Source organism: Frondihabitans sp. PhB161 (genome assembly GCF_003814635.1).
Taxonomy (GTDB): domain Bacteria; phylum Actinomycetota; class Actinomycetes; order Actinomycetales; family Microbacteriaceae; genus Frondihabitans.
Genome location: NZ_RKQW01000003.1, coordinates 147,590 through 170,961, shown reverse-complemented (window position 1 = coordinate 170,961; position 23,372 = coordinate 147,590). Strand labels below are relative to the sequence as shown.

The following is a 23,372-nucleotide window of genomic DNA, read 5'->3' as shown; positions in this document are numbered from 1 at the left end:
GGGCTCCCTAGGCCCAGAGTCAACGATTTATAGAGTGAAGAGCTCACCGAAAGGCAGCACCATGGCAGATCACGACGACGAGACCCCCCAGGCGGGCTCGGCTGTCGAGAAGAGCGAGCCGCTGAAGGTTTCCGCCGGCACGGCGGTCATCCCGACGGATCCCTTCGAGAACCCGGGTGAGCCCGCGCACCATCTCCGCGTCACCGACATCGACCCGGTCGAAGAAAAGAAGGCGGCCCGCCAGGTCTCCACTCTGTTCTTCGCCTCGATCGTGTTCAGCTGCCTCGCGGTAGCCGCCTACATCGCGTTCCCGATCACCCCGGGCGACACCGGCTCGATCCGGCTGAACAACCTCTTCCTCGGTCTCGGTATCGCACTCGGCCTCCTGGCCATCGGCATCGGTGCCGTGCACTGGTCGAAAACCATCATGCCGGCGCGCGAAATCACCGAGATGCGCCACGACACCCGTGGCTCCGACGCAACTCGCGCCAAAGCCGCCGAAGTGTTCGAACTCGGCAACAAAGAGTCCGGTTTCGGCCGACGCAGCCTGATCCGCAACAGCCTCTTTGGTGCGCTCTTCGCCTTCATCCTTCCCGGCGTGGTCATTTTCCGCGACCTCGGCCCGAAGGTCGACCCCAATGTCGTGCTGCGGCATACACTCTGGAAAAAGGGCATGCACCTCACCCTTGACCCTTCCGGCACGCGCATTAAGGCTGCCGATGTGACCCTCGGTTCGGCCTTCCACGTGATCCCGGAAAGCCTGCTCGAATCCGAAGATCTGCTCGAAGAGAAAGCCAAAGCCGCCGTCCTCGTCATGCGGCTCAACCCCGACGACCTCAATGAGCCCGAGGGCCGTGAAAACTGGCAGTACAACGGAATCGTTGCCTACTCCAAGATCTGCACTCACGTCGGATGCCCGGTCGCGCTGTACGAACAGCAGACCCACCACCTGCTCTGCCCCTGCCACCAGTCGACGTTCGACGTCACCGACAACTGCAAGGTCATCTTCGGCCCGGCCTCTCGGCCGCTCCCCCAGCTGCCCATCACGGTCGACGCCGAAGGCTACCTCGTGGCTCAGAGCGATTTCCACGAGCCCGTAGGCCCGAGTTTCTGGGAGCGTGACCGCGCATGATCACCACCACCACAACCACCGAATCCCAGCCCACCAGCTACGCCGAACAGGGCAACGCCCCGGCTCGACCGGCCAAGGGCATGAAGTTCATGGGTGCCGCCGCCAACTATGTCGACGAGCGCACCAGCATCTCCGGACTCGTCAAAGAGGTCGGTCGCAAGATCTTCCCCGACCACTGGTCGTTCATGCTCGGCGAGGTCGCACTCTACAGCTTTGTCGTCATCCTGCTGTCGGGTACGTTCCTGACCTTCTTCTTCCAGCCATCCATGGCCGAGGTCACCTACAACGGCTCGTATGTGCCGCTCAAGGGAATTGACATGTCGGCCGCGATGCAGTCGGCGCTGAACATCTCGTTCGACATCCGCGGTGGTCTCCTGTTCCGTCAGATCCACCACTGGGCGGCCTTGCTCTTCATCGCGGCCATCGGCCTGCACATGCTGCGCATCTACTTCACCGGTGCGTTCCGCAAGCCCCGCGAGATCAACTGGTTCATCGGCTTCGTCCTGTTCATCCTGGCTCTCGCTGAGGGCTTCACCGGCTACTCGCTCCCCGACGACCTGCTGTCCGGTAACGGTCTGCGGATCATCGACGGAATGGTCAAGGGCATCCCCGTCATCGGCGTCTGGATCAGCTACCTCCTCTTCGGCGGAGAGTTCCCCGGCACCGCGGTCGTCAGCCGCCTCTACTCATTGCACATCATGTTGCTGCCGGCTCTTCTGATCGCCATGCTCGGCGCTCACCTGCTCCTGCTCATCATCAACAAGCACACGCAGTTCGCTGGCCCCGGCAAGACGAACAACAACGTCGTCGGTGTTCCGGTGATGCCCGTCTTCGCTGCGAAGGCCGGTGGGTTCTTCTTCATCGTCTTCGGCGTGATCGTGCTGATCGCCTCGCTGTTCACGATCAACCCGATCTGGAACTACGGCCCGTACGACCCCTCGCCCGTCTCCGCCGGTACCCAGCCTGACTGGTACATCGGGTTCGCCGACGGTGCTCTGCGTCTCGCCCCGCCGCACTGGGAAGTCGTCTGGGGCGGATACACCGTCTCGTTCAACATCCTCGTGCCGATCGTCGTGCTGATGGGTCTGCTCGCTACCGTTGCCTTCTATCCCTTCATCGAGGGTTGGGTCACCGGCGACAAGCGTGAGCACCACATCCTCGACCGCCCGCGTAACGCCCCGACCCGCACGGCTATCGGTGCCGCTCTCATGACGCTGTACGCAGCGCTCTGGGCTGCAGCTTCGTCTGACCTCATGGCGACTCACTTCAAGCTGTCGCTGAACCAGGTCATCCACGTCATGCAGTTCTTGACGGTGATCGGTCCGTTCATCGCCTTCTGGATCACGAAGCGGGTCTGCCTCGCGCTGCAGAAGAAGGATCGCGAGATCGTTCTTCACGGTCACGAGTCTGGTCGCATCGTCCGCCTCCCCGGCGGCGAGTACATCGAGGTCCACGAGCCGCTGACCGACTACGAGCGCTGGAACCTCGTCAGCTACAACGAGTACGAGCCGCTCATGGTTCGACCGAATGCGCGTGGTGTCGTGACTCCTGTCGAGCGCATCCGTGCATCGGTGTCGGGCTTCTTCTTCGAAGATCGCATCTCGCCCGTTACCAAGGCTGAGATCGAGGCCGCACACCACGACTCGCACGCCGAGATCGATGGCGGCCCCGGCGGCAAGCACTAGCAGCTCCGCTCCCCCGAAACCCGCTCGCACCCTCCGGTGCGGGCGGGTTTCGTCGTGTTGTGGGGTGATGGTCGATGGTTCGGGCAGGCCCGTTTCGGGCGCAGGACGCGCTGCTCCTCATCCAGGGCCCGTGGGCGGTCGCACTCGTAGTCGCGTTTCGGGGGTCTAGTCGTGCCCTTTCGCGACTAAACGCGCGAAACGGGACTATGAGCGACACCGCCAACCCGCGGCGAATGACGTGCGACGCCATCGTCGGTTTCAGGAGGTCCAACATGAGGTCCTGCTGAGGCCACAAGCCCGGGGCGACCCGCATTGCGTGCCCTGGAGGGCCGTCGAATGCGGCGGGCGCCGCCGGCGGACAGATTGCACCCACAAAACATCCCGTTGTCTAGCAGCGGCCCGGATCAATCGAGCCTTGGCTAACCGAATCACGCATGGCTAACCGCAAAAACAGTCAGTCGTGCGTGAAACGGTTCGTGACATACCGCGAGCCCCATGGGTCCCATCGAGGTCGGCAACCGCGAGCCCTACACGATCACGCAAGCGCACCCGAACTTGAGCCCCGTAGGCCACTGCAGCGATCACCTCGTCAACGGAGACGCGGCGGGCGCGGGCGCGGGCGAGATGCTCGGCGCTAGCCCGCCAGCGCAGGACGGCCCCAGGGGACCGCAGGATCCGGCAGACGCCGCCAGGCCCGTCGCAGCTGGCCCCAGTACGTCTGCCGGATCCTGCGGTCTTTCGTGCTCACACGCCGCCTCTAGCTCACTCCGTGTTCGCAGCCCGGCTCACCATCCGTTCGGACGGGCCCACGTCGGCTAATCGCCTCGCGGGCACCCACCGGCGCGGAGGTTCGGCAGCCGTGGCGCAGGAGCCTCCACGGCCGTCGCAGCCACCCTCTACCGCCATCCACGTCCTCTGGGCGGCTCGGCCGGTTAGGTGCGGCTCTGAGGCGCCCAGCTATCCGGGCGTACACGAAAGCGGGGCACCACCCGAAGGTGGTGCCCCGCTCAGCATGAGATGCGTCAGTGGTGCTTAGTGCTTGTAGACGCCGCGGTAGTTCTCGTAGACCCACCCGACGAGAGCAATCGCCGTGAGGGCGACACCGAAGAAGATCAACCAGATTCCGACGGCGAGCGACAGGAAGACGATCGTGCAACCGGCGGCCAGGAAGATGGGCCACCAGCTGAACGGGTTGAAGAACCCGATCTCGGGGTCGCCGTCGTCGATGTTCGCGTCGAGGCGGTCTTCGGGCAGTTCACCCGACTGGGCGAAGTGCGACCGGTTCATGTAGTAGCCGAGGAACACCGACATGATGCCGGCCAGGCCGATACCGAGCGTTCCCGTCCACTCCACTTTCTGGAACTCAGTCGACAGGAGACTCCAGACGGTGTAGCCCGCGTCGGCCACGAAGAAGAAGACCGCGAGGATCCAGAAGATGTTCGATTGGGCTCTCATTGCCGGACTACTTTACTTTCTCGTCGGAAGCGTCGTACGTGGGGGCGTCAGGGGCGTCTTTCAACGGACCCACACCGACGGGGAGACCCGCCTCGGGGTGGTTCAGATCGAATGCCGGAGACTCCGAACGGATGCGCGGGATCGACGTGAAGTTGTGACGCGGCGGCGGGCACGACGTGGCCCACTCGAGCGAACGCGAGTAACCCCAGGGGTCGTTCACGGCCACCTTCGGAGCAACCCGAGCGGTGATGTAGACGTTGTAGATGAAGGGCAGCATCGAGACGCCGAGGAGCATGGCACCCACCGTCGAGAGCTGGTTCATCCACTCGAAGCCGTCTTCGGGCTGATAGGTCGCGTACCGACGCGGCATACCCATCACGCCAAGCCAGTGCTGGATCAGGAACGTGGTGTGGAACCCGACGAACAGGAGCCAGAAGTGGATCTTGCCGAGACGCTCGTTGAGCATCTTGCCCGTCCACTTCGGCCACCAGAAGTAGAAGCCGGCGAACATGGCGAAGACGACCGTACCGAACACCACGTAGTGGAAATGCGCCACCACGAAGTAGGAGTCGGACACGTGGAAGTCGAGAGGAGGCGATGCCAAGATCACACCGGTCAGACCACCGAACGTGAAGGTGATCAGGAACCCGATCGCCCAGAGCATGGGGGTCTCGAACGTGATCGAGCCGCGCCACATGGTTCCGACCCAGTTGAAGATCTTCACGCCGGTCGGTACCGCGATGAGCATTGTCATCAGCGAGAAGAACGGCAGGAGCACGGAACCCGTGACGTACATGTGGTGCGCCCACACGGTCACCGACAGAGCAGCGATCGCGATGGTGGCGTAGATGAGGGTCTTGTACCCGAAGATCGGCTTGCGGCTGAAGACGGGGAAGATCTCGGAGACGATGCCGAAGAACGGCAGCGCGATGATGTAGACCTCGGGGTGGCCGAAGAACCAGAAGAGGTGCTGCCAGAGGATGGCACCGCCGTTGGCGGGGTTGAAGACGTTGGCATCGAAGACTCGGTCGAAACCGAGTCCGAAGAGGGCCGCTGCGAGAACCGGGAAGGCCATGATCACGAGGATCGACGTGACGAGGGTGTTCCACACGAAGATGGGCATGCGGAACATCGTCATGCCCGGGGCGCGCATGGTGATGATCGTCGTGATGAAGTTAACGCCACCGAGGATCGTCGAGAACCCGGTCAGGGCGAGGCCGAAGACCCAGAGGTTTCCGCCGAGCCCGGGAGTGAAGGTCGTGTCGGACAGCGGCGCATAGGCGAACCAGCCGAAGGACGCCGCACCCGCCGGGGTGAGGAACCCGGCGATGACCACGATGGCACCGAAGAAGTACAGCCAGAACGCGAAGCCGTTCAGACGCGGGAACGCAACGTCGGGTGCACCGATCTGCAGCGGCATGATTGCGTTCGCGAAGCCGGAGAAGAGCGGAGTGGCGAACAGCAGCAGCATGATCGTGCCGTGCATGGTGAAGAGCTGGTTGTACTGCTCTTTGGTCTGCAGGATGTCAACACCGGGCGCGAAGAGCTGCGCTCGAATGACAAGCGCCATCACTCCCCCGATGAGGAAGTAGACGAACGAGGTGATCAGGTACATGTACCCGAGGACCTTGTGGTCGGTGGAGGTGATCCACCGGACGACGACGTTGCCCTTACGGCCGACGCGCGTCGTGTTGAAGTTCTGCTGTGACGATTGACCGCCGGTCGCAGGACGGGTTGCAGTGGCTGAGCTCATCGAATGGCCTTACTTGCTCGAGGTGCTGTCGGTGCCTGCGGCGACCGGGGCCTTGTTGTCAGGTTCGTTGGTGTTGGTGTTGTACTGGTCGCCCAGGTCACCCACGTTGCCCTCGGTACGGAGCGTGTCGAGATAAGCCTGGTAGTCGGCTTTCGACTCGACCTTCACGTTGAAGAGCATGAGCGAGTGGTACTCGCCGCACAGCTCCGCGCACTTACCCGTGAAGGTGCCCTCTTTGAGAGGGGTGAAGTACTCGTAGTTCGTCTTGCCAGGGATCATGTCTTTCTTGTAGAGAAAGTCGACGACCCAGAAGGAGTGGATGACGTCGCGAGACTTGAGTTCGATCTTGATCGTCTCGCCGACGGGGAGGTGCAGTGTCGGCAGCTTGGACTCGTCGACGTTGCCGTCGCCGAGCTCCTGCGCCTGGATGCCCTGGTAGTAGACACTGTTCGCCTTGTTGGCGGTGTCCATGTAGTTGAAGTCCCATGCCCAACGCTTGCCGTAGACCGTGATGGTCTGATCGGGGTTGGCGGTCGGCTTCTCGATGTCGGCCTGGTCACGGGCCGTAAAGAAGAAGAAGCCGAGCACGAGGAACAGCGGCACGATCGTGTAGAAGATCTCGATCGGCATGTTGTAGCGGAGCTGGACGGGCAGGCCCGTGTCGGCCTTGCGGCGGCGGTACACGACGACTGCCCAGATGATCAGCGCCCAGGTGATGAGACCCACTCCGAGGAGGACGATCCAGGAGGTGACCCAGAGACCGATGGTGGCGTTGACGTGGTTAGTCGTGCCGCGCTCCGTCGGGAGCCATCCCATCATCTGCTGCTCGGTGCAGCCCGACAGGGCAAGGATCGAGACTGCAGCCACGGGAATGGCTGCGAGTCGGAGACGACGTTTTGAGCGCACTGTTACCTCTCGGATGACTCAACTGTGGGGCGCGCCCCATTTCGTCACCGGGCCCGAGGGCTCACAGTAAGAAACGGAACATGCTTAGCCTACTCGCAGGCTGGAGGTGCTTCCGCCGCTCGCCCCCGCGGTTCGCTCGATGTGGAGACGAAAAAACGAAAGGGAACCATTCTTCTGAATGGTTCCCTTTCGTTCACTGTGAGCGAAGTGCACGAAGCCTTCACGCGGGCGGTTTGGCCACCCGGTGACCCCTAGTGGAAGGAGTCGCCACACGCGCAGGAACCCTGCGCGTTGGGGTTGTCGATCGTGAAGCCCTGCTTCTCGATGGTGTCTTCGAAGTCGATGGAAGCGCCATCGAGGTAGGGGACGCTCATCTTGTCGACGACGACCTCAACACCCTCGAAGTCGACCGTGGCGTCGTTTTCGAGCAGACGCTCATCGAAGTAGAGCTGGTAGATGAGCCCCGAGCAACCACCGGGCTGGACGGCGACGCGCAGACGAAGATCGTCGCGACCCTCTTGCGTGAGGAGGTTCTTGACCTTGGTCGCGGCGGCATCGGTGAGGCCGATGCCGTGGGCCTTGGTGTCGACGGAAGTGGTGAGTGTGTCGGTCATGAGTGCCTCCTTCGAGAGCGGAATGTGCACGAGTGCACGACTGAGTTGATTCTAATCCTCGATGGTTCGGCCGTCGAGCCTCGCGAGCAGGAGAGCCTCGCTGAGAATCGACCTGTGGAACACGCCCAGGTGCTGAGATTCGTTCGGGCTGTGAGCGCGGGTGTCGGGATCTTCCACACCGGTGACCAGGATCTGCGCTTCGGGGAACACCTCGGCGAGATCGGCGATGAACGGAATCGATCCGCCGGCTCCGACCTGGAGCGGTGCCGCACCCCAGCCCTCCTCGAGAGCCTGCAGGCCCTCGGCCACTCCCCAGCCGGACGTGTCGACGAGGAACGCGTTGCCGCGGTCGACGTCGTCGATCTCGACGTGCGCACCGAAGGGAGCGTGCGCGCGCAGGTGCGCTTCGAGAGCGTCGAACGCCGCAGCCGCCGTCTGCCCGGGGGCGACCCGGGCGCTGATCTTGACCGACACCTCGGGGCTGAGGGTGTTGGAGGCGTTGAGCACGCTGGGCGCATCGATGCCGGTGACCGTGATCGAGGGCTTCGACCAGAGACGGCTGAGGATGTGGCCGGTGCCGATCGGCGAGACGCCCTCGAGAAGGCCGGTCTCTTCGCGGAGCTGGGATTCGGGATAGTCGGGGTAGTCGCCCTCACGAGAGGTAAGACCGGCGACTGCGACGGATCCTTCGTCGTCGTGCAGGGTGGCCAGGAGCTTGATCATGGCGAGCATGCCGTCAGGAACCGCTCCCCCGTTCATGCCAGAGTGCGAAGCGTGCGACAGCGTCGAGACGGTCAGCTTGAAGGTGACGTTGCCGCGGAGCCCGACGGTGAGCCCGGGGACGGTCGTCGAGGGGTTGTCGGCGTCGGCGACGATGATCAGGTCGGCCGCGAGTTCGTCGCGGTGCTGCGCGAGGAAGTTCGTGAACGAGCGGGAGCCGAACTCCTCTTCGCCCTCGATAAAGACGACGACGCCGACGTTGAGGTCGTCACCGAGTACCTCGTGGACGGCTCGGAGGGCCGCCACGTGCGTCATGACGCCCGCCTTGTCGTCGGAGGCACCGCGCCCGTACAGCCGATCCCCGCGGACCGTGGGTTCGAACGGCGGGGTCTCCCACAGCTCAGCCCGCCCTTCGGGCTGGACATCGTGGTGGGCATACAGGAGCACGGTGGGCCGGCCGTTGCGGGCGGCTCGCGTCGCGAGGACCGCGGGGTGACCGAGCACGTCGCCCTCGATCGGCGCACGGCTCGTCTTCACGCTGTCGAACAGTCCTGTCGACTCGACGAGCGCGGCGACGGCCTGCGAGCTCGCCACGACGTTCTCGGGATCGAAGCTGTCCCACGAGACGCTCGGGATTTTCACGAGCGACGACAGATCGGCGATGGAAGACGGAAGAGCCGCGTGGACGCTCTCTCGCAGCTTCCCTGCGAGTTCGGCGTCGGTCGGCTCGATGGGGTAGGAGGTCTCGGTCATGACAGGTAATCTTAGGTACTCCGACGAACTTGCAAGGATCACTCGTGGCCAAGGCACCCATCATCTCCCCCGACAACTCGGCGTCGAAGACGACGTCCGAGTTCACCACCGCGGTCGACTCTCCGGTCGGCAAGGGTCGGCCGACTCCCAGCCGCAAAGAGCGCGAGGCCGCCAACCGTCGACCTCTCGTCCCCGTGGGCAAAGAGGCCCGCAAAGAGCAGCGCGGACGCGTCGCCGAACAGCGCAACCGGGCTCGCATCGGGCTCGCGAACGGCGAAGAGAAGTTCCTCCCCGCCCGCGACAAGGGCGAACAGCGCAAGTACGTCCGCGACTACATCGACGCTCGCTGGAGCGTCGGCGAGGCCATGATCCCGATCATGGTGATCGTGATCCTCCTCAGCCTGATCCCCGCCGCATCGGCGTTCACGCTCATCGCCCTCTGGGGTTTCTTCGTCTTCGCGATCATCGACTGCCTCCTCGTCGGCCAGCGCATCCGCTCCAAGCTGGCTGCCGCTCACGGCGGTGCCGACAAGGTCGAGACCGGCCTCCGCTGGTATGCCGCGATGCGCGCGCTGCAGATGAAGCCGATGCGCTTGCCGAAGCCGCAGGTCAAGCGGGGCGAGTTCCCGACGGCGTAGGGCCGCGCGGGCTTTCACAGGGCCATAAAAGAAGGATCCGGGGGCACGTGCCCCCGGATCCTTCGTCTTTGGCCCTATAAGCGCGACGCGCCCTACTTGCTGCGGTTCCGCCTCAGTTCGCGCAGCCCGCGGTTGATCTGCCTCGCCCAGAGCGGCCCGCGATAGAGGAATGCCGTGTAGCCCTGCACCAGGGTCGCTCCGGCGTCGATTCGCTCTTGGACATCGGCGGCCGTCTCGACCCCTCCGACGCTGATCACGCAGAGGTCGCTCGGCACGCTGGCGCGAATAACTCGCAGCACGGCGAGGGAGCGGGCCGCGAGCGGTGCTCCCGACAGGCCGCCGGCCCCCGCCTTCGCGATCACCGAGGGGTCGCTCGACAGCCCCTCGCGGGACAGCGTCGTGTTCGTGGCGATGATTCCGGCCAGGCCCAGTTCGACGACCAACTCGGAGACGCGGCGCACGGCATCGTCTTCGAGATCGGGAGCGATCTTGACCAGCACGGGCGTGGTGCCCGCCGCATCGCGGACCGCGGTGAGGAGGGGCGACAGCTTGTCGAGCTCTTGCAGGCCGCGGAGCCCGGGGGTGTTGGGCGACGACACGTTGACGGCCAGGTAGTCGGCCAGGGGTGCGAGGAGGCGCGTCGATACGAGATAGTCGTCGACGGCGTCACCGACCTCGACCACGCGGCTCTTGCCGATGTTGACACCGATCACCGGGCGATTGCGCAGGTGTCGGGCGCGACCGACCTCGCCGGCGGCCTTGACGGCGCCGCCGTTGTTAAAGCCCATGCGGTTGATGACCGCCCGGTCGTCGACGAGCCGGAACAGGCGCGGACGGTCGTTGCCCGGCTGCGGCTTGGCCGTGATGGTGCCGACCTCGACGTGACCGAACCCCAGGACTCCGAGACCGGCGATGCCCTTGGCGTCTTTGTCGAAACCGGCAGCGACGCCGAACGGCGAGGAGAAGGTGAGCCCAAGCGTCTCGACGCGCAGTGACCGGTGGGGCCCGGTCGAACGCCGCACGAGAGACGCCACAACGGGGCTCACGGGAAGGAGCTTGATGAAGCGGAATGCGAAGTGGTGGGCGTTCTCAGGATCCATTCGCACAAAGACCGTACGGAAGATCAGGTCGTAGAGGCCCTTGAGGTCGTGCTCGCTCATTCGTCGCCCGATGCCGTGGTCGCGGTGGCGTGATCTTCGCGAAGGGTGCGGATGGACGCCTCGAAGTCGTCGAGCGAATCGAAGGCCTGATACACGCTGGCGAAACGCAGGTACGCGACCTCGTCGAGTTCTCGCAACGGCGGAAGAATGGCGAGGCCGACCTCGTTCGCGTCGATCTGCGAGGCACCACTCGCTCGGACCGCCTCTTCGACCTTCTGAGCCAGCTGAGCGAGGTCGCCGTCTGTCACGGGTCGCCCCTGGCACGCCTTGCGCACACCCGAGATGATCTTCTCGCGGCTGAACGGCTCGAGCACCCCGTTGCGCTTGATCACGGAGAGGCTCGCGGTCTCGGTCGTGGTGAAGCGACGACCGCAGTTCGGGCACTGCCTCCGACGGCGGATCGACGTGCCGTCGTCGCTCGTGCGGGAGTCGACGACTCGGGAATCGGGGTGACGGCAGAAGGGGCAGAACATGATGCTCAAGCTTATGGGTGCGACGCGTGTCGCGGAGCCGGACCTCGACAAGCTCGGCCACCCGGCACTGCGACGCGCGCCGCGGAGCCGGACCCTCCGCCTACCGAATCGGGCCAGCAGGGCCGAAACGGGCCGAGAACGACCGAAAATGTCGTGCGACGGTACGCCTGCCCGACTCTAGGGCCGCTTCAGCCGAGCCGACACGGCCTCGCCGTGCGCCGGCAGCCGCTCTGCCCTCGACAGTGCCACCAGACGCTCGGCCACGGCAGCGAGGGGCTCCGCCTCGTAGCGCACGATCTGCTGCGGCCGGAGGAACGTGTATGCCCCGAGCCCGGACGAGAAGCGCGCCTGCCCGCCGGTCGGAAGCACGTGGTTCGACCCGGCGAGATAGTCGCCGAGGCTGACCGGGGTCTGCGAGCCGACGAAGATCGCCCCGGCGTCATCGATCAGCGCCAGCACCGCATCGTCGTCGGCGGTCTGGATCTCGAGGTGTTCGGGGCCGTAGGCGTTGCTGAACGCCGCCGCGACGGTGAGATCGTCGACCACGACGACCGCCGACTGCGGGCCCGTCAACGCGGTACGGACTCTCTCGGCACTCGCGGTGAGCGGCGCCAGACGCGCGACCTCGGCCACGACGCGCTCTCCGAGGTCGGCCGAGTCGGTGACGAGCACGGCGGATGCCTGTTCGTCGTGCTCGGCCTGGCTGATGAGGTCGACGGCCACGAGGGTCGCGTCGGCGGAGGCGTCGGCGATGACGAGGATCTCGGTGGCTCCTGCCTCCGAGTCGATCCCGACGACTCCTCGCACGAGGCGCTTGGCCGCCGCGACGAAGTTGTTGCCGGGCCCGGTGATGACCTGCACCGGAAGCAGATCTACGTCGTCGACCCCGTACGCCAAAGCGCCGATCGCACCGGCACCGCCCATGGCGTAGACCTCGGTGATGCCGAGCAGCCCTGCGGCTCCGAGGATCGTGGGGTGCACGGATCCTTCGAATTCGGCCTGCGGCGGGGAAGCGAGCGCAATGGAGCGAACGCCCGCCACCTGGGCGGGAACGACATTCATGATGACGCTCGACGGATACACGGCCTTGCCGCCCGGCACGTACACGCCCGCCCGGGCCATCGGCTGCCAGCGCTGCACGATCGTGGCACCCGGAGCGGGGTGCGTCGTCTGCTCGGCCGGCACCTGTGCCGCGCTGGACGCCGTCACCCGAGCGATCGACTCGACCAGAGCTTCGCGTACGAGGGGATCAAGCGAGGCGACAGCCTTGTCGATGTCGGCCTGGCGAACGCGGAGCGCAGGCGGCCGAACCCGATCGAATCGCTCGGCCTGGTCGAGCAGGGCTGAGACGCCGTGCTGACGGACGTCGGCAATGAGGGCTGCAGCGGCCTCGGTCGCGTCGTTCACGTCGCCAACCGCACGCGGGACGAGGGCCAGTAACTGGCTCGGGCTGAGGGTCTGACCGCGGAGGTCGGTGGTCGTCATCATGGCCGGTCAAGCCTATCGGCGCGGGCCGGGAGAGGCCCGCGAGGTGGCTTGATATCCGCAATCGGGCCAGGATGCCCGGCGATGAGGCCATCTCGCGGAACGATTCGACAAGCTCACGACCCGAAGGATCCTGCGGCTCGTCGCTCGGACCGACGCCGAGATCGCATTCCTGGTCGGGGTCACCCGACCACGACTGCGATCTCGACGCCGCGATGGGCCCCGAGCCGGCAGGTCAGAGCAGGCAGCTCGGCCCGAGCAGGCTCTTGAGCTCGCCGTAGAGGTCGGCCGTGATGTCGACCGGCAGCGGGATCTCGAATGTGCGGGCGTTGTCGCCCTTGAGGAGGCGCAGTCGCACTTCGGTGGCACCCGAGTGACGACCGAGAACGGCGCCCAGCTCGGTGACGACGTCGGTCGTGGCACGGAACTCAGGCATGCTCAGCACGAGCGGCCCATTGCTGGCCGCGACGCCGAGATCGGGCAGGAACATGCTGACGGCGTGGAGGTTCTTGCCGTCGTCGCGGACGCTGACCCGGCCCTTGAGCACGATGACGGAGTCGCCGACGAGAGTCGGGCCGAACTCCTGGTAGGTCTTGCCCAGAAACATAACGCTGATCTCACCGCCGAAGTCTTCGATGGTGATGATTCCGTAGGGGTTGCCGGAGTTGCGGGCGACCCGGTGCTGGACGCTCGTGACGAGACCGGCGACGGTGACCTGTTCGCCGTCGATGGAGTCGTCGGCGGCCGAGATGGTCGTGATCGTCGTGGACGCGTGCTTGGCCAACTGGAGTTCGAGACCGGCCAGAGGATGGTCGGAGACGTAGAGACCGAGCATGTCGCGCTCGAAGGCGAGCTTGTCACGCTTCGGCCACTCGGGGCGGGGCGGCACCTGCTGCATCTGAGCGGGTTCGTCCCACAGGGAGTCGAAGTCGAAACCGACCTGGCCATTGGCCTCGGCCCGCTTCTCGCTGACCGCCGCCTCGACGGCACCCTCGTGGATCTCGACCAAAGCCCGGCGGGTATCTCCCATCGTGTCGAATGCCCCGGCCTTGACCAGCGACTCGACCGTGCGCTTGTTGGCCACCGGGATCGGCACCTTGCGCAGGAAGTCATGGAAGGAGGTGAACGGCTCTTTGCTCTCGCGGGCAGCGATGATGTGGTCGACGACGTTGAAGCCGACGTTGCGGATCGCGCCCATGCCGAACCGGATGTCTTCGCCGACAGCGGCGAAGAAGCCGATCGACTCGTTGACGTCGGGCGGGAGCACCTTGATGCCCATGCGACGGCACTCGTTGAGATAGAGACCGAGTTTGTCGCGCGAGTCGCCGACGCTCGTGAGCAGCGCCGCCATGTACTCGGCCGGATAGTGCGCCTTCAAATAGGCGGTCCAGTACGAGACGACACCGTAGGCCGCCGAGTGCGCCTTGTTGAAGGCGTAGTCGGAGAACGGGAGCAGGATGTCCCAGATCTTCTGGACGGCATCGGCCGAGTAGCCGTTGTCGATCATGCCCTGCTGGAAGCCGGCGAACTGCTTGTCGAGCTCGGACTTCTTCTTCTTGCCCATCGCGCGACGGAGAATGTCGGCCTGACCGAGCGAGAAGCCGGCGAGCTTCTGGGCCACGCTCATGACCTGCTCCTGATAGATGATCAGGCCGTAGGTGCCGCCGAGCACCTCGCGCAGGGGCTCCTCGAGCTCGGGATGGATGGCCGTGATCTCTTGCAGGCCGTTCTTGCGGAGCGCGTAGTTGGTGTGCGAGTTGGCGCCCATGGGGCCCGGCCGGTACAGGGCGATGACCGCCGAGATGTCTTCGAAGTTGTCGGGCTTCATCAGCCGCAGAAGACCCCGCATGGGGCCGCCGTCGAGCTGGAAGACGCCGAGCGTGTCGCCGGAGGAGAGCAGCTCGTAGGCGCCCTGGTCGTCGAGTTCGAGGTCTTCGAGCACGAGGTCGATGTCGCGGTTCGACTTGATGTTGTCGAGGGCGTCGTTGATGATCGTGAGGTTGCGGAGCCCCAGGAAGTCCATCTTGATCAGACCGAGTGATTCGGCCGCCGGGTAGTCGAACTGCGTGACGATCTGGCCGTCTTGCTCGCGCTTCATGATCGGGATGATGTCGATGAGCGGGTCGCTCGACATGATCACGCCGGCGGCGTGCACACCCCACTGGCGCTTCAGGCCCTCGAGGCCGAGGGCGGTGTCGAAGACCGTCTTGGCCTCCGGGTCGCCCTCGACGACCGCTCGGATATCGCCCGCCTCTTTGTAACGACCGTGGTCGCGGTCGAAGATGCCGGTGAGCGGGATGTCTTTGCCCATGATCGCGGGCGGCATCGCCTTGGTGAGCTTCTCGCCCATGCCGAACGGAAAGCCCAGCACTCGAGACGAGTCTTTCAGCGCCTGCTTCGCCTTGATCGTGCCATAGGTCACAATCTGAGCGACCCGCTCGGAACCGTACTTGTCGGTGACGTAGTTGATGACCTCGGTGCGCCGGCGGTCGTCGAAGTCGACGTCGAAGTCGGGCATCGAGACGCGGTCGGGGTTGAGGAACCGCTCGAAGATGAGGCCGTGGCGGATCGGGTCGAGGTCGGTGATGCGCATGGCGTAGGCGGCCATCGAACCGGCCCCCGAGCCGCGGCCCGGCCCGACTCGGATGCCGTTGTCTTTCGACCAGTTGATGAAGTCGGCGACGACGAGGAAGTACCCGGGGAAGCCCATCTGGGCGATGACGCCGACCTCGTAGTCGGCGCGCTCCCGCACCGCCTGCGAGATGCCGTCGGGGTACCGGTATTCGAGGCCCTTCTCGACCTCTTTCTTGAACCAGGTCTCTTCGGTCTCGCCCTCGGGCACCGGGAACCGCGGCATGTAGTTCGCCTCGGTGTCGAACTTGACCTCGCAGCGCTCGGCAATGAGCAGCGTGTTGTCGCAGGCCTCGGGGTGGTCGCGGAACAGGTGCCGCATCTGGGCCGCCGTCTTGAGGTAGAACTCGTCGGCGTCGAACTTGAACCGGTTCGGGTCGGTCAGCGTCGAGCCGGACTGCACGCAGAGCAGGGCCGCGTGGCTCGTGGAGTCGTGGGCGTGCGTGTAGTGGAGGTCGTTCGTCGCCACCAGGGGGATGTCGAGCTGCTTGGCGAGCTTGAGGAGGTCGTCCATGATGCGACGCTCGATGCCCAGACCGTGATCCATGATCTCGGCGAAGTAGTTCTCTTTGCCGAAGATGTCGCGGAAATCAGCGGCCGCCTTGATCGCCTCGTCGTACTGACCGAGGCGAAGGCGAGTCTGCACCTCGCCGCTCGGGCAGCCGGTCGTCGCGATGAGGCCCTTCGCGTGCTCGGACAGAATCTCGCGATCCATACGGGGCTTGAAGTAGTAACCCTCGAGAGACGCCCTCGACGACAGGCGAAAGAGGTTGTGCATGCCCTCGGTCGACTCGGAGAGCAGCGTCATGTGGGTGTACGACCCGGCGCCCGAGACGTCGTCTCGCCCGCCGTCGCCCCACTTGACGCGCGTCTTGTCGCCGCGCGCCGTGCCCGGCGTGATGTAGGCCTCGGTGCCGATGATCGGCTTGATGCCGGCCGCGGTGGCGGTCTTGTAGAAGTCGAATGCGCCGAACATGTTGCCGTGGTCGGTGACGGCCACCGCAGGCATGCCCTGCTTGACGGCCGCTTCGATCAGGGGCCCGACACGAGCTGCGCCGTCGAGCATGGAGTATTCGCTGTGGACGTGCAGATGCACGAAGGAATCGGCGCTCGACGGCAAGTCTTCTCCTGATGGTTGCTGCGGTTGAACAAGCCTAACCGCGGCCGCCGACATCGATCGGCGTGTCGGCGTCAGGCGTTGCGAAGCACCTCAAGTGCACGTTGAAGGTCGGCCGGATATTCCGAGGTGAACGACACCCACTCGCCCGTCGCCGGATGGGCGAAGCCGAGCTGGACCGCATGCAACCACTGCCGGGTGAGGCCGAGCTTGGTCGACAGGGTCGGATCGGCGCCGTACAGCGCGTCGCCGACGCAGGGGTGCCGCTGAGCCGCCATGTGCACGCGGATCTGGTGGGTTCGGCCCGTCTCGAGGTGGACCTCGAGAAGCGACGCGGCCGGGAACGCCTCGACGGTCTCGTAGTGCGTCACCGACGGCTTACCGTCGACGACGACCGCGAACTTCCACGACGATGAGGGGTGCCGGCCGAGAGGTGCGTCGATCGTGCCCTTCAGCGGGTCGGGGTGACCCTGGACGACCGCGTTGTAGATCTTCTCGACGGTGCGCTCGCGGAACGCCTGTTTGAGAACGGTGTAGGCGTGCTCCGACTTGGCGACGACCATGAGCCCGGAGGTACCGACGTCGAGCCGGTGCACGATGCCCGCGCGCTCCGCAGCACCGCTCGTCGAGATCCGGAAACCTGCCGCGGCAAGCCCGCCGAGCACCGTCGGGCCGGTCCAGCCCATGGCAGGGTGGGCGGCGACACCGACCGGCTTGTCGACGACGACGAAATCGTCGTCGTCGTAGACGATGCCCATACCGGGCACCTCGACGGCCTGAACCGTCGGGCCCTCCTTGGGAGTCCAGGTCACTTCCAACCAGGATCCGGCCTCCAGCCGATCGGACTTGCCGACCTCGCGCTGATCGACCGTGACTCCCCCGGACGACGCGACTTCGGCCGCGAACGTGCGGCTGAAGCCGAGCAGCTTCGCGAGGGCCGCATCGACGCGCTCGCCGGCGAGGCCGTCGGGCACGGACAGCGAACGGGTTTCACTCACGAGGCATCCCGTCCGGTGGCAGCTGACTGGGTGGCCGACGGGTCGGTGGTCGAGGAGACGGCCGCTGGATCCTTGGCGTCACTGCCGTCGTTCTCGATGGTGTTCGGCTCTTCGCCCTTGCGGGGCGCCCGCGTTCCGTCGAGCCCGACACCCAAAAGCGTCAGGAGAATCAGGAGCCCCATGCTCGTCACGATGAACGTGTCGGCGATGTTGAAGATGGCGGGCAGGATCCACGGGAGGTAGATGAAGTCGACGACGTGGCCGACTCCGAAGCCCGGCTCGCGGAACAGGCGGTCGGTGAGGTTGCCGAGAGTTCCGCCGAGAAGCATGCCGAGCATCAGTGCCCAGCGCAACGAGCGGATGCGGTGCGAGAAGACCACGATCGCGACCACGACGGCGGCCGCGGCGATCGAGAAGATCCAGGTGGAGCCGGTGGCCAAGGAGAAAGCTGCGCCGGGGTTCTTGACGAAGTGGAAGCGGAGGACCGGACCCAGAACGTCGACGTCTTGGCCGAGCGTCAGGTTCGACACGACGAGGAACTTGGTGCCCTGGTCGAGCACGTAGACGATGACAGCGACAAAGGCCAGTGCCAGCAAGATGCGGGCACTGGCCTTCGTGGCTGTCGTGTTAGTTGGAGCCAAAACCCTGGAAGCTGGCGGGTGCAGACGACTGCGCCGCGACGGGCTCGGGGTTGTTGTCGCCGTCGAGCTCGCGGAGCTGACCCTCGATGTAGCTCTTCAGCTTCTGGCGGTAGTCGCGCTCGAAGTTGCGGAGTTCGTCGATGCGGTGCTCGAGGCCGATGCGCTCGTTGTCGAGACGCTCGACCTGGGCGCGCTGCTCGTTTTCGATTTTCTCCTGGCGGGCACGGAACTCGACGTCGAACTGATCGGCCTTGGCCTTCTGCTCGTTGTCGAGCTGAGCGACGCGGGCGCGGTGCTCGTTCTCGAACTGCTCGACCTGGGCCTTCTGTGCGGCCTCTGCCTCGGAAACGATGCGCGCGGCCGTTGCGTGGCCCTCGGCGATGAGAGAGTCGCGCTTCTCGATGCCCTCACGGACGTGCTCTTCGTGCAGACGACGAGCGAGCTGGAGGAGGTTGTTGGTGCTCGTGGTCTCGTCGTCGGTCGGCGCCGCGTAGGCGGGCGCTGCCGACACCGCGGCGGGCGCGGGGGCCGGCTCGGGCTCGGGAGCGGCGGCGACCGGCTCGGGGGTGGGCTCCGGCTCCGGCTCGGGAGCGGGCTCTGCCGGCGCCGCTGCGACGGGGGCCGCGGCGGACTTCGACTGAAGCTCTTCGACCTGCGAGTCGCTCGAGGCGAGGCGCTGGCGGAGCTCGTCGTTCTCCTGGCCGAGTCGGCGGAGTTCGACGACGACCTCGTCGAGGAAGTCGTCTACCTCGTCTTGGTCGTAGCCCTCACGGAACTTCGTCGGCTGGAACCGCTTGTTGACTACGTCTTCAGGCGTCAAAGCCATTGCCGTCACCTCGTGAATCTTCTGGAACATGGTCTGGGATGATGCCCTCCCCCGATTCTGCGCGTGTTGCCTAACAGACAACGACGCGCGCCGTGAAGACACCGTGCGCCAAAAGCCTACAACGTCAACCGTGTGGTTGACCTGCAGGGTGAGGGTCACGCCGTGTCGCGCTGTCGTGCTGGGCCGAGGAGAGGACGGATTACAGCGCTGCGCGGCTCAGGCCGGACGCGACACTCATCAGGATCACGACGGCGAGCATCACGATGCTCCAGCCGAAGTCGAGCGCGACGGCTCCGAGTCGAATTGGAGGCAAGACCCGTCGGATGGCCCGGATGGGTGGATCGGTGACGGTGTACGTCACCTCGGCCAGCACCAGCAGGGGCCCTTTCGGGCGGTACGAGCGACTGACCGACTGGGTCAGATCGAAGATGAAGCGCCCCCACATCAGGAGGAAGAAGATGAGGAGCGCGACATAGGCGATGGTCGCTATCAGGTTGACGATCACGAAACTACCAAGCACACGGGGCGTTCAACTCGCACGGTTCAGGCGCGGGCGCGGCCCGCGGAGGAAGAATCTCGGGGGCAGAAGCCCTCAGGACTGGGCGAAGAAAGACGCCTCGATGTCGGACTCTACCTCAGCCGGATCTCCGCTCACTGCGATGTGCGCGGGCGACAACAGGAACACCTTGTTGGTCACGCGCTCGATCTTGCCGTAGAGACCCTGCGAGAGTCCGCTGGCGAAGTCGACGAGACGACGGGCGTCGCTCTCGGTCATCTGCGACAGGTTGATGATCACGGGGATGCCGTCGCGGAAGCTCGCCGCGATCGACTGCGCGTCTTTGTATTCGCGGGGGTGAACAGTGAGGATTTCGTTCATTTCGGAGGACGCTGCCATTTCGGTGGGGACCACATTCTTGGTCGACGTGGTGCGACGCAGGGGCGTCACGGGAGCGCGATTCGCCGTGGGAGTCGACACCGGCTGAACCGGCGACGTCGCGTCGCGCTTGTGGACCGGCGCGGCCTGCGCGGGGGCAGCCTGGGCTGGTGCCGCGGCCGGGGACGGCGCGGTCTGTTGGCGAGAGGAGGGCTCGGCCTGCGCGGCTCGGGCAGGCGTCTCGGTACGCGACTGGTCGTCGTATTCGAGTTCTTCGTCGGCCAGGCCTAGGTAGATCAGGCTCTTCTTCAGCGGGTTCGCCATGGTGTCCTCCGGTCGCGGATCGTCTGACTCGACATTAACCAGCCACCGGCCGGTTTCCCGTGATTGCCGTGCCTATTCGTAGGTGTGTCGCACCCTCGGCGATGGCGTCGGCGAAGTCGTTCGACATGCCGGCCGAGATCTGGTCCGCTTCGGGGGCGATGACCCGCAGCCGCTCCGAGAGTTCGCGAAGGTGGGCGAAGGCCCGGCCGGGCTCCTCGTCGAGGGGCGCGACAGCCATCACGCCCCGGAGTCGGATGCCGGGCGAGCCGAGGATCCGAGTCACCGCGCGTTCGAGGTCGGCCTCCGCCACTCCGCCCCGACCCTCGTCGTCGGTCAGGTTGACCTGCACGAACCCGTCGATGACGAGACCGTCGTCGGACGCCAGGGCGTCGATCACCGAGTCGCGGTCGAGCGAGTGCACGGCGTGCGCATACGCTCGCGCCTGGCGAGCCTTCTTCGACTGCAGCTGGCCGACGAAATGCCACCGGAGGCCGTCGAGGTCGGACGTCTCGGCGGCTTTCCCCTGCGCCTCCTGGTGCCGGTTCTCGCCGACATCCCGAACACCCAGCGCGTGCAGTTCGCGCACGAGCGACACCGGGTGGAACTTCGTGACGACGATCGTCGTCAATTCGCCGGGGTCGCGAGACGCCGAACGGGCCGCGTCGGAGATGCGTCCGAAGACGTCGTCGACGCGGCCCGAGAGCTCGAGGGAGGCCCCGGCGGCCTCGTCGGCTGCCGCCTCCCCCGGAGACACAGAGTCGTCGGTCACGCTCTACTTCAGGAAGTCCGGTACGTCGAGGTCGTCATCGCCGTCGTCGAAGACGGGGTCGGACGCCTGCTTGACGGGCTCCGCGGGGCGCTGGTAGCTCGGCACGGTGCCACTGTCGGCGATCGCGCTGACGCCCGCGACCGTCGTCGTCGCGGGGGCGTCGGTCTCGACGAAGCTCGACCGGCGCTCGGCCGACTTGGTGGTGGGCTCGCCACCGTCGAAGCCGGCCGCGATCACGGTGACCCGCACCTCGTCACCCAGGGTGTCGTCGATGACGGCACCGAAGATGATGTTGGCCTCGGGGTGCACTGCTTCTTGCACGAGACGCGCGGCGTCGTTGATCTCGAAGATGCCGAGATTCGACCCACCCTGGATCGAGAGGAGGACGCCGTGCGCACCATCGATGGACGCTTCGAGCAGAGGCGACGCCACTGCGAGCTCAGCGGCCTTGATGGCGCGATCGGCGCCGCGCGAGGAGCCGATACCCATGAGGGCGGATCCTGCGCCCTGCATGACGCTCTTGACGTCGGCGAAGTCGAGGTTGATGAGACCCGGCGTGGTGATGAGGTCGGTGATGCCCTGGACACCCGCGAGGAGCACCTGGTCGGCCGTGCCGAAGGCTTCGACCATCGAGATGCCGCGCTCGGAGATCTCGAGCAGACGATCGTTCGGCACCACGATGAGGGTGTCGACCTCTTCTTTGAGCTGGGCGACTCCCGCTTCGGCCTGAGCCTGACGGCGTCGACCCTCGAAGCCGAAGGGCTTGGTGACGACACCGATGGTGAGAGCGCCGATGGACTTCGCGATGCGGGCCACGACGGGAGCACCACCGGTGCCGGTGCCGCCGCCCTCGCCCGCGGTGACGAAGACCATGTCGGCCCCGGCCAGGGCCTCTTCGATCTCTTCGGCGTGGTCTTCGGCGGCGCGGCGACCCACCTCGGGGTCGGCGCCGGCACCGAGACCGCGAGTCAGCTCGCGACCGACGTCGAGCTTCACGTCGGCATCGCTGAGAAGCAGCGCCTGGGCGTCGGTGTTGATCGCGATGAACTCGACTCCGCGGAGCCCGAGCTCGATCATGCGGTTGACGGCGTTGACGCCACCGCCGCCGACACCGACGACCTTGATCACGGCTAGGTAGTTATGGTTCGTTGTCACGTCGGCCTCCGCCTGCAGGAACTGGGTGGTGCTGTCTGGTTGTTGCGGTCTGTATGGTTCTGAGGCCATAAACCTTCAAGCTTTACTCGAGGGTTAATGTTATGCTCAGTATGCATATCTCGCAGTGCCAAGGTAGGTGCCCCGGCTAGGGGCCGCTCAGATGTGTGCCGCGTGTCGCGGTTTTCTGACCGCTACTTCGTGCGGATGATGCCGTTATCGGGTGCAGACACGTCGTATTCGACGGCCTGATCGGGGTCTCTCGCCGTGTGGTCTTTGATGAGCCCCGTCAGAAGCAGCGCCTTCTTCGTCGACTGGTCGGCACTCCCCCAGACAACCGTCTCACCGGTCGTGAGTTTCAGCGTGACGTCGTCGGCCGTCGAAGCTGACACTGAGTTGACTCGCTTGAGCAGTTGCGACGGGAGCGCGAGCAGCACCTCGGCCGTCGAGCGGTACACCTTGCCATCGAGCGCGTCGCCCGTGACCTTGACGACGGGAACGCCCGCGGGGCGCTTCGTCGCCGACGAGATGACGACGCCGGCCGGATCGACGAGCTCGAAGGTCTTGCCGATCTTGACGCTGGCGATCGGCGACCTCTCGGTGATCCGGATAACCAGCGTGTGCGGCGGCATCGTCTCGGTCACGTACGACTCGATCAGCGGGAATTCCGACAGGTCGCTCTTCACCGCCGCGAAGTCGATGAGCGCCAGCGGCTTGCCGATCTGCGAGTCGAGCGACTTCAAGACCACCTTCTCGTCGACCCGCGACGTGCCCTCGATGGTGATGGTCTGAAGCGAGAGCAGCGGCGAGAAGACGGCGATGGCCACCGACCCGACGAGGGCGACCACCACCGCCGCCGCCGTGATGAGGGCGGCACGACGATGCCGACTGCGACGGGTGAACCGACGCACCTCGACGCGTTCGACGGCACGGCGAGCGGCAGCGGCTCGACGAGCGAGTCGCCGGGCGTCGCGGGCTCGATCACGAGCGTCACGGGCGCCGGTCGACGCCGGTGTGATGACCGCAGGATCCGACGGCTCGGCACCCGACTCCCGCGTCGGCCGCGGGGGACGCGCGGGCAGAGACGGAAGCGACGGAAGCTTCGGCAGGGTGCGCGTCGACTTCTCGGCGGATGGCATCGCCTCGTCACCGGGTGCCGTCGCGGACGCCTCAGCCGACGCAGCATCGAGCTCCGGCTCGGGCGTTGCCTTCGCCCTGGCCATCGGGGCCCGGTCGAACCCCTCGGGACGCTTCACCGCAGCACCG

The 23,372-nt window shown here is 65.6% G+C and carries 20 protein-coding genes; 3 read left to right on the top strand and 17 right to left on the bottom strand.

Annotation, left to right across the window (positions count from 1 at the left end; genetic code table 11):
* Positions 1 to 61 precede the first annotated feature (61 nt).
* Positions 62 to 1,132, top strand: coding sequence for a ubiquinol-cytochrome c reductase iron-sulfur subunit (locus tag EDF39_RS12790; RefSeq protein WP_123943706.1), 1,071 nt, complete (start codon positions 62 to 64; stop codon positions 1,130 to 1,132).
* A complete protein-coding gene (locus EDF39_RS12785) occupies positions 1,129 to 2,817 on the top strand; it encodes a ubiquinol-cytochrome c reductase cytochrome b subunit (protein WP_123943704.1) in 1,689 nt (562 codons plus the stop codon). Before EDF39_RS12790 ends, EDF39_RS12785 begins: the two co-directional genes overlap by 4 nt.
* Before the next feature lie 1,032 nt (positions 2,818 to 3,849).
* On the opposite strand, the gene EDF39_RS12780 is transcribed toward EDF39_RS12785, so the two are convergent.
* The 5 genes from EDF39_RS12780 to EDF39_RS12760 form a co-directional block, all read right to left on the bottom strand.
* A complete protein-coding gene (locus tag EDF39_RS12780) occupies positions 3,850 to 4,272 on the bottom strand; it encodes a cytochrome c oxidase subunit 4 (RefSeq protein ID WP_055957571.1) in 423 nt (140 codons plus the stop codon).
* Positions 4,273 to 4,279: 7 nt separating this feature from the next.
* On the bottom strand, positions 4,280 to 6,025 hold the full coding sequence (gene ctaD / locus EDF39_RS12775; protein WP_055957568.1) for a cytochrome c oxidase subunit I: 1,746 nt from the start codon (positions 6,023 to 6,025) through the stop codon (positions 4,280 to 4,282).
* 9 nt (positions 6,026 to 6,034) lie between these two features.
* Positions 6,035 to 6,931 (bottom strand): cytochrome c oxidase subunit II, encoded by an 897-nt coding sequence (coxB, locus tag EDF39_RS12770; protein WP_055957565.1) that lies wholly within the window; start codon positions 6,929 to 6,931, stop codon positions 6,035 to 6,037.
* Positions 6,932 to 7,182: 251 nt separating this feature from the next.
* Complete coding sequence (gene erpA, locus EDF39_RS12765; RefSeq protein ID WP_055957562.1) at positions 7,183 to 7,545, bottom strand: iron-sulfur cluster insertion protein ErpA; 363 nt, start codon at positions 7,543 to 7,545, stop codon at positions 7,183 to 7,185.
* 51 nt (positions 7,546 to 7,596) lie between these two features.
* On the bottom strand, positions 7,597 to 9,018 hold the full coding sequence (locus EDF39_RS12760; protein WP_055957559.1) for a dipeptidase: 1,422 nt from the start codon (positions 9,016 to 9,018) through the stop codon (positions 7,597 to 7,599).
* Between the two features lie 44 nt (positions 9,019 to 9,062).
* Between EDF39_RS12760 and EDF39_RS12755 the strand changes: the two genes are divergently transcribed.
* Entirely contained in the window at positions 9,063 to 9,656 is a 594-nt protein-coding gene (locus EDF39_RS12755; RefSeq protein WP_233573121.1) for a DUF3043 domain-containing protein, read from the top strand.
* Positions 9,657 to 9,748: 92 nt separating this feature from the next.
* On the opposite strand, the gene EDF39_RS12750 is transcribed toward EDF39_RS12755, so the two are convergent.
* The 12 genes from EDF39_RS12750 to EDF39_RS12695 all read right to left on the bottom strand — a co-directional run bounded on the left by EDF39_RS12750 (position 9,749) and on the right by EDF39_RS12695 (position 23,329).
* Entirely contained in the window at positions 9,749 to 10,816 is a 1,068-nt protein-coding gene (locus EDF39_RS12750; RefSeq protein ID WP_123943702.1) for a quinone-dependent dihydroorotate dehydrogenase, read from the bottom strand.
* A complete protein-coding gene (gene nrdR, locus EDF39_RS12745; RefSeq protein ID WP_055957553.1) occupies positions 10,813 to 11,289 on the bottom strand; it encodes a transcriptional regulator NrdR in 477 nt (158 codons plus the stop codon). The genes EDF39_RS12750 and nrdR overlap by 4 nt, the downstream gene beginning before the upstream one ends.
* A gap of 177 nt (positions 11,290 to 11,466) precedes the next feature.
* Positions 11,467 to 12,777, bottom strand: coding sequence for a histidinol dehydrogenase (gene hisD, locus EDF39_RS12740; protein ID WP_123943700.1), 1,311 nt, complete (start codon positions 12,775 to 12,777; stop codon positions 11,467 to 11,469).
* Positions 12,778 to 13,009: 232 nt separating this feature from the next.
* Positions 13,010 to 16,579: a DNA polymerase III subunit alpha gene (dnaE, locus tag EDF39_RS12735; protein WP_123943698.1), complete on the bottom strand. Its 3,570-nt coding sequence runs from the start codon at positions 16,577 to 16,579 to the stop codon at positions 13,010 to 13,012.
* 17 nt (positions 16,580 to 16,596) lie between these two features.
* Entirely contained in the window at positions 16,597 to 17,520 is a 924-nt protein-coding gene (locus EDF39_RS12730; protein ID WP_123943696.1) for an RluA family pseudouridine synthase, read from the bottom strand.
* A complete protein-coding gene (lspA, locus tag EDF39_RS12725) occupies positions 17,517 to 18,161 on the bottom strand; it encodes a signal peptidase II (protein WP_233573120.1) in 645 nt (214 codons plus the stop codon). The genes EDF39_RS12730 and lspA overlap by 4 nt, the downstream gene beginning before the upstream one ends.
* Positions 18,148 to 18,987: a DivIVA domain-containing protein gene (locus EDF39_RS12720; protein WP_055961764.1), complete on the bottom strand. Its 840-nt coding sequence runs from the start codon at positions 18,985 to 18,987 to the stop codon at positions 18,148 to 18,150. The genes lspA and EDF39_RS12720 overlap by 14 nt, the downstream gene beginning before the upstream one ends.
* Before the next feature lie 199 nt (positions 18,988 to 19,186).
* Positions 19,187 to 19,492: a YggT family protein gene (locus EDF39_RS12715; RefSeq protein ID WP_055957546.1), complete on the bottom strand. Its 306-nt coding sequence runs from the start codon at positions 19,490 to 19,492 to the stop codon at positions 19,187 to 19,189.
* A gap of 87 nt (positions 19,493 to 19,579) precedes the next feature.
* Positions 19,580 to 20,185 carry a cell division protein SepF gene (locus EDF39_RS12710; RefSeq protein ID WP_123943694.1) on the bottom strand — a complete coding sequence of 202 codons (606 nt, stop codon included), beginning with the start codon at positions 20,183 to 20,185 and terminating at the stop codon, positions 19,580 to 19,582.
* 34 nt (positions 20,186 to 20,219) lie between these two features.
* Positions 20,220 to 20,954: a YggS family pyridoxal phosphate-dependent enzyme gene (locus EDF39_RS12705; RefSeq protein ID WP_123943692.1), complete on the bottom strand. Its 735-nt coding sequence runs from the start codon at positions 20,952 to 20,954 to the stop codon at positions 20,220 to 20,222.
* Positions 20,955 to 20,957: 3 nt separating this feature from the next.
* The gene (gene ftsZ, locus EDF39_RS12700) at positions 20,958 to 22,109 is read right to left on the bottom strand and encodes a cell division protein FtsZ (RefSeq protein WP_055957541.1); all 1,152 of its coding nucleotides are present in this window, start codon (positions 22,107 to 22,109) and stop codon (positions 20,958 to 20,960) included.
* A 191-nt stretch (positions 22,110 to 22,300) separates the two neighbouring features.
* Positions 22,301 to 23,329: an FtsQ-type POTRA domain-containing protein gene (locus EDF39_RS12695; protein ID WP_123943690.1), complete on the bottom strand. Its 1,029-nt coding sequence runs from the start codon at positions 23,327 to 23,329 to the stop codon at positions 22,301 to 22,303.
* Positions 23,330 to 23,372 lie beyond the last annotated feature (43 nt).

What these genes read in the sequence shown, in the direction of transcription:
- EDF39_RS12790 (WP_123943706.1), top strand. Translation starts at nt 62, where the DNA reads ATGGCAGATCACGACGACGAGACCCCCCAGGCGGGCTCGGCTGTCGAG.
- EDF39_RS12750 (WP_123943702.1), bottom strand. Translation starts at nt 10,816, where the DNA reads ATGAGCGAGCACGACCTCAAGGGCCTCTACGACCTGATCTTCCGTACG.
- erpA (WP_055957562.1), bottom strand. Translation starts at nt 7,545, where the DNA reads ATGACCGACACACTCACCACTTCCGTCGACACCAAGGCCCACGGCATC.
- EDF39_RS12760 (WP_055957559.1), bottom strand. Translation starts at nt 9,018, where the DNA reads ATGACCGAGACCTCCTACCCCATCGAGCCGACCGACGCCGAACTCGCA.
- EDF39_RS12785 (WP_123943704.1), top strand. Translation starts at nt 1,129, where the DNA reads ATGATCACCACCACCACAACCACCGAATCCCAGCCCACCAGCTACGCC.
- hisD (WP_123943700.1), bottom strand. Translation starts at nt 12,777, where the DNA reads ATGATGACGACCACCGACCTCCGCGGTCAGACCCTCAGCCCGAGCCAG.
- EDF39_RS12695 (WP_123943690.1), bottom strand. Translation starts at nt 23,329, where the DNA reads ATGGCCAGGGCGAAGGCAACGCCCGAGCCGGAGCTCGATGCTGCGTCG.
- dnaE (WP_123943698.1), bottom strand. Translation starts at nt 16,579, where the DNA reads ATGTCGGCGGCCGCGGTTAGGCTTGTTCAACCGCAGCAACCATCAGGA.
- EDF39_RS12710 (WP_123943694.1), bottom strand. Translation starts at nt 20,185, where the DNA reads ATGGCGAACCCGCTGAAGAAGAGCCTGATCTACCTAGGCCTGGCCGAC.
- EDF39_RS12780 (WP_055957571.1), bottom strand. Translation starts at nt 4,272, where the DNA reads ATGAGAGCCCAATCGAACATCTTCTGGATCCTCGCGGTCTTCTTCTTC.
- EDF39_RS12720 (WP_055961764.1), bottom strand. Translation starts at nt 18,987, where the DNA reads ATGGCTTTGACGCCTGAAGACGTAGTCAACAAGCGGTTCCAGCCGACG.
- nrdR (WP_055957553.1), bottom strand. Translation starts at nt 11,289, where the DNA reads ATGTTCTGCCCCTTCTGCCGTCACCCCGATTCCCGAGTCGTCGACTCC.
- ctaD (WP_055957568.1), bottom strand. Translation starts at nt 6,025, where the DNA reads ATGAGCTCAGCCACTGCAACCCGTCCTGCGACCGGCGGTCAATCGTCA.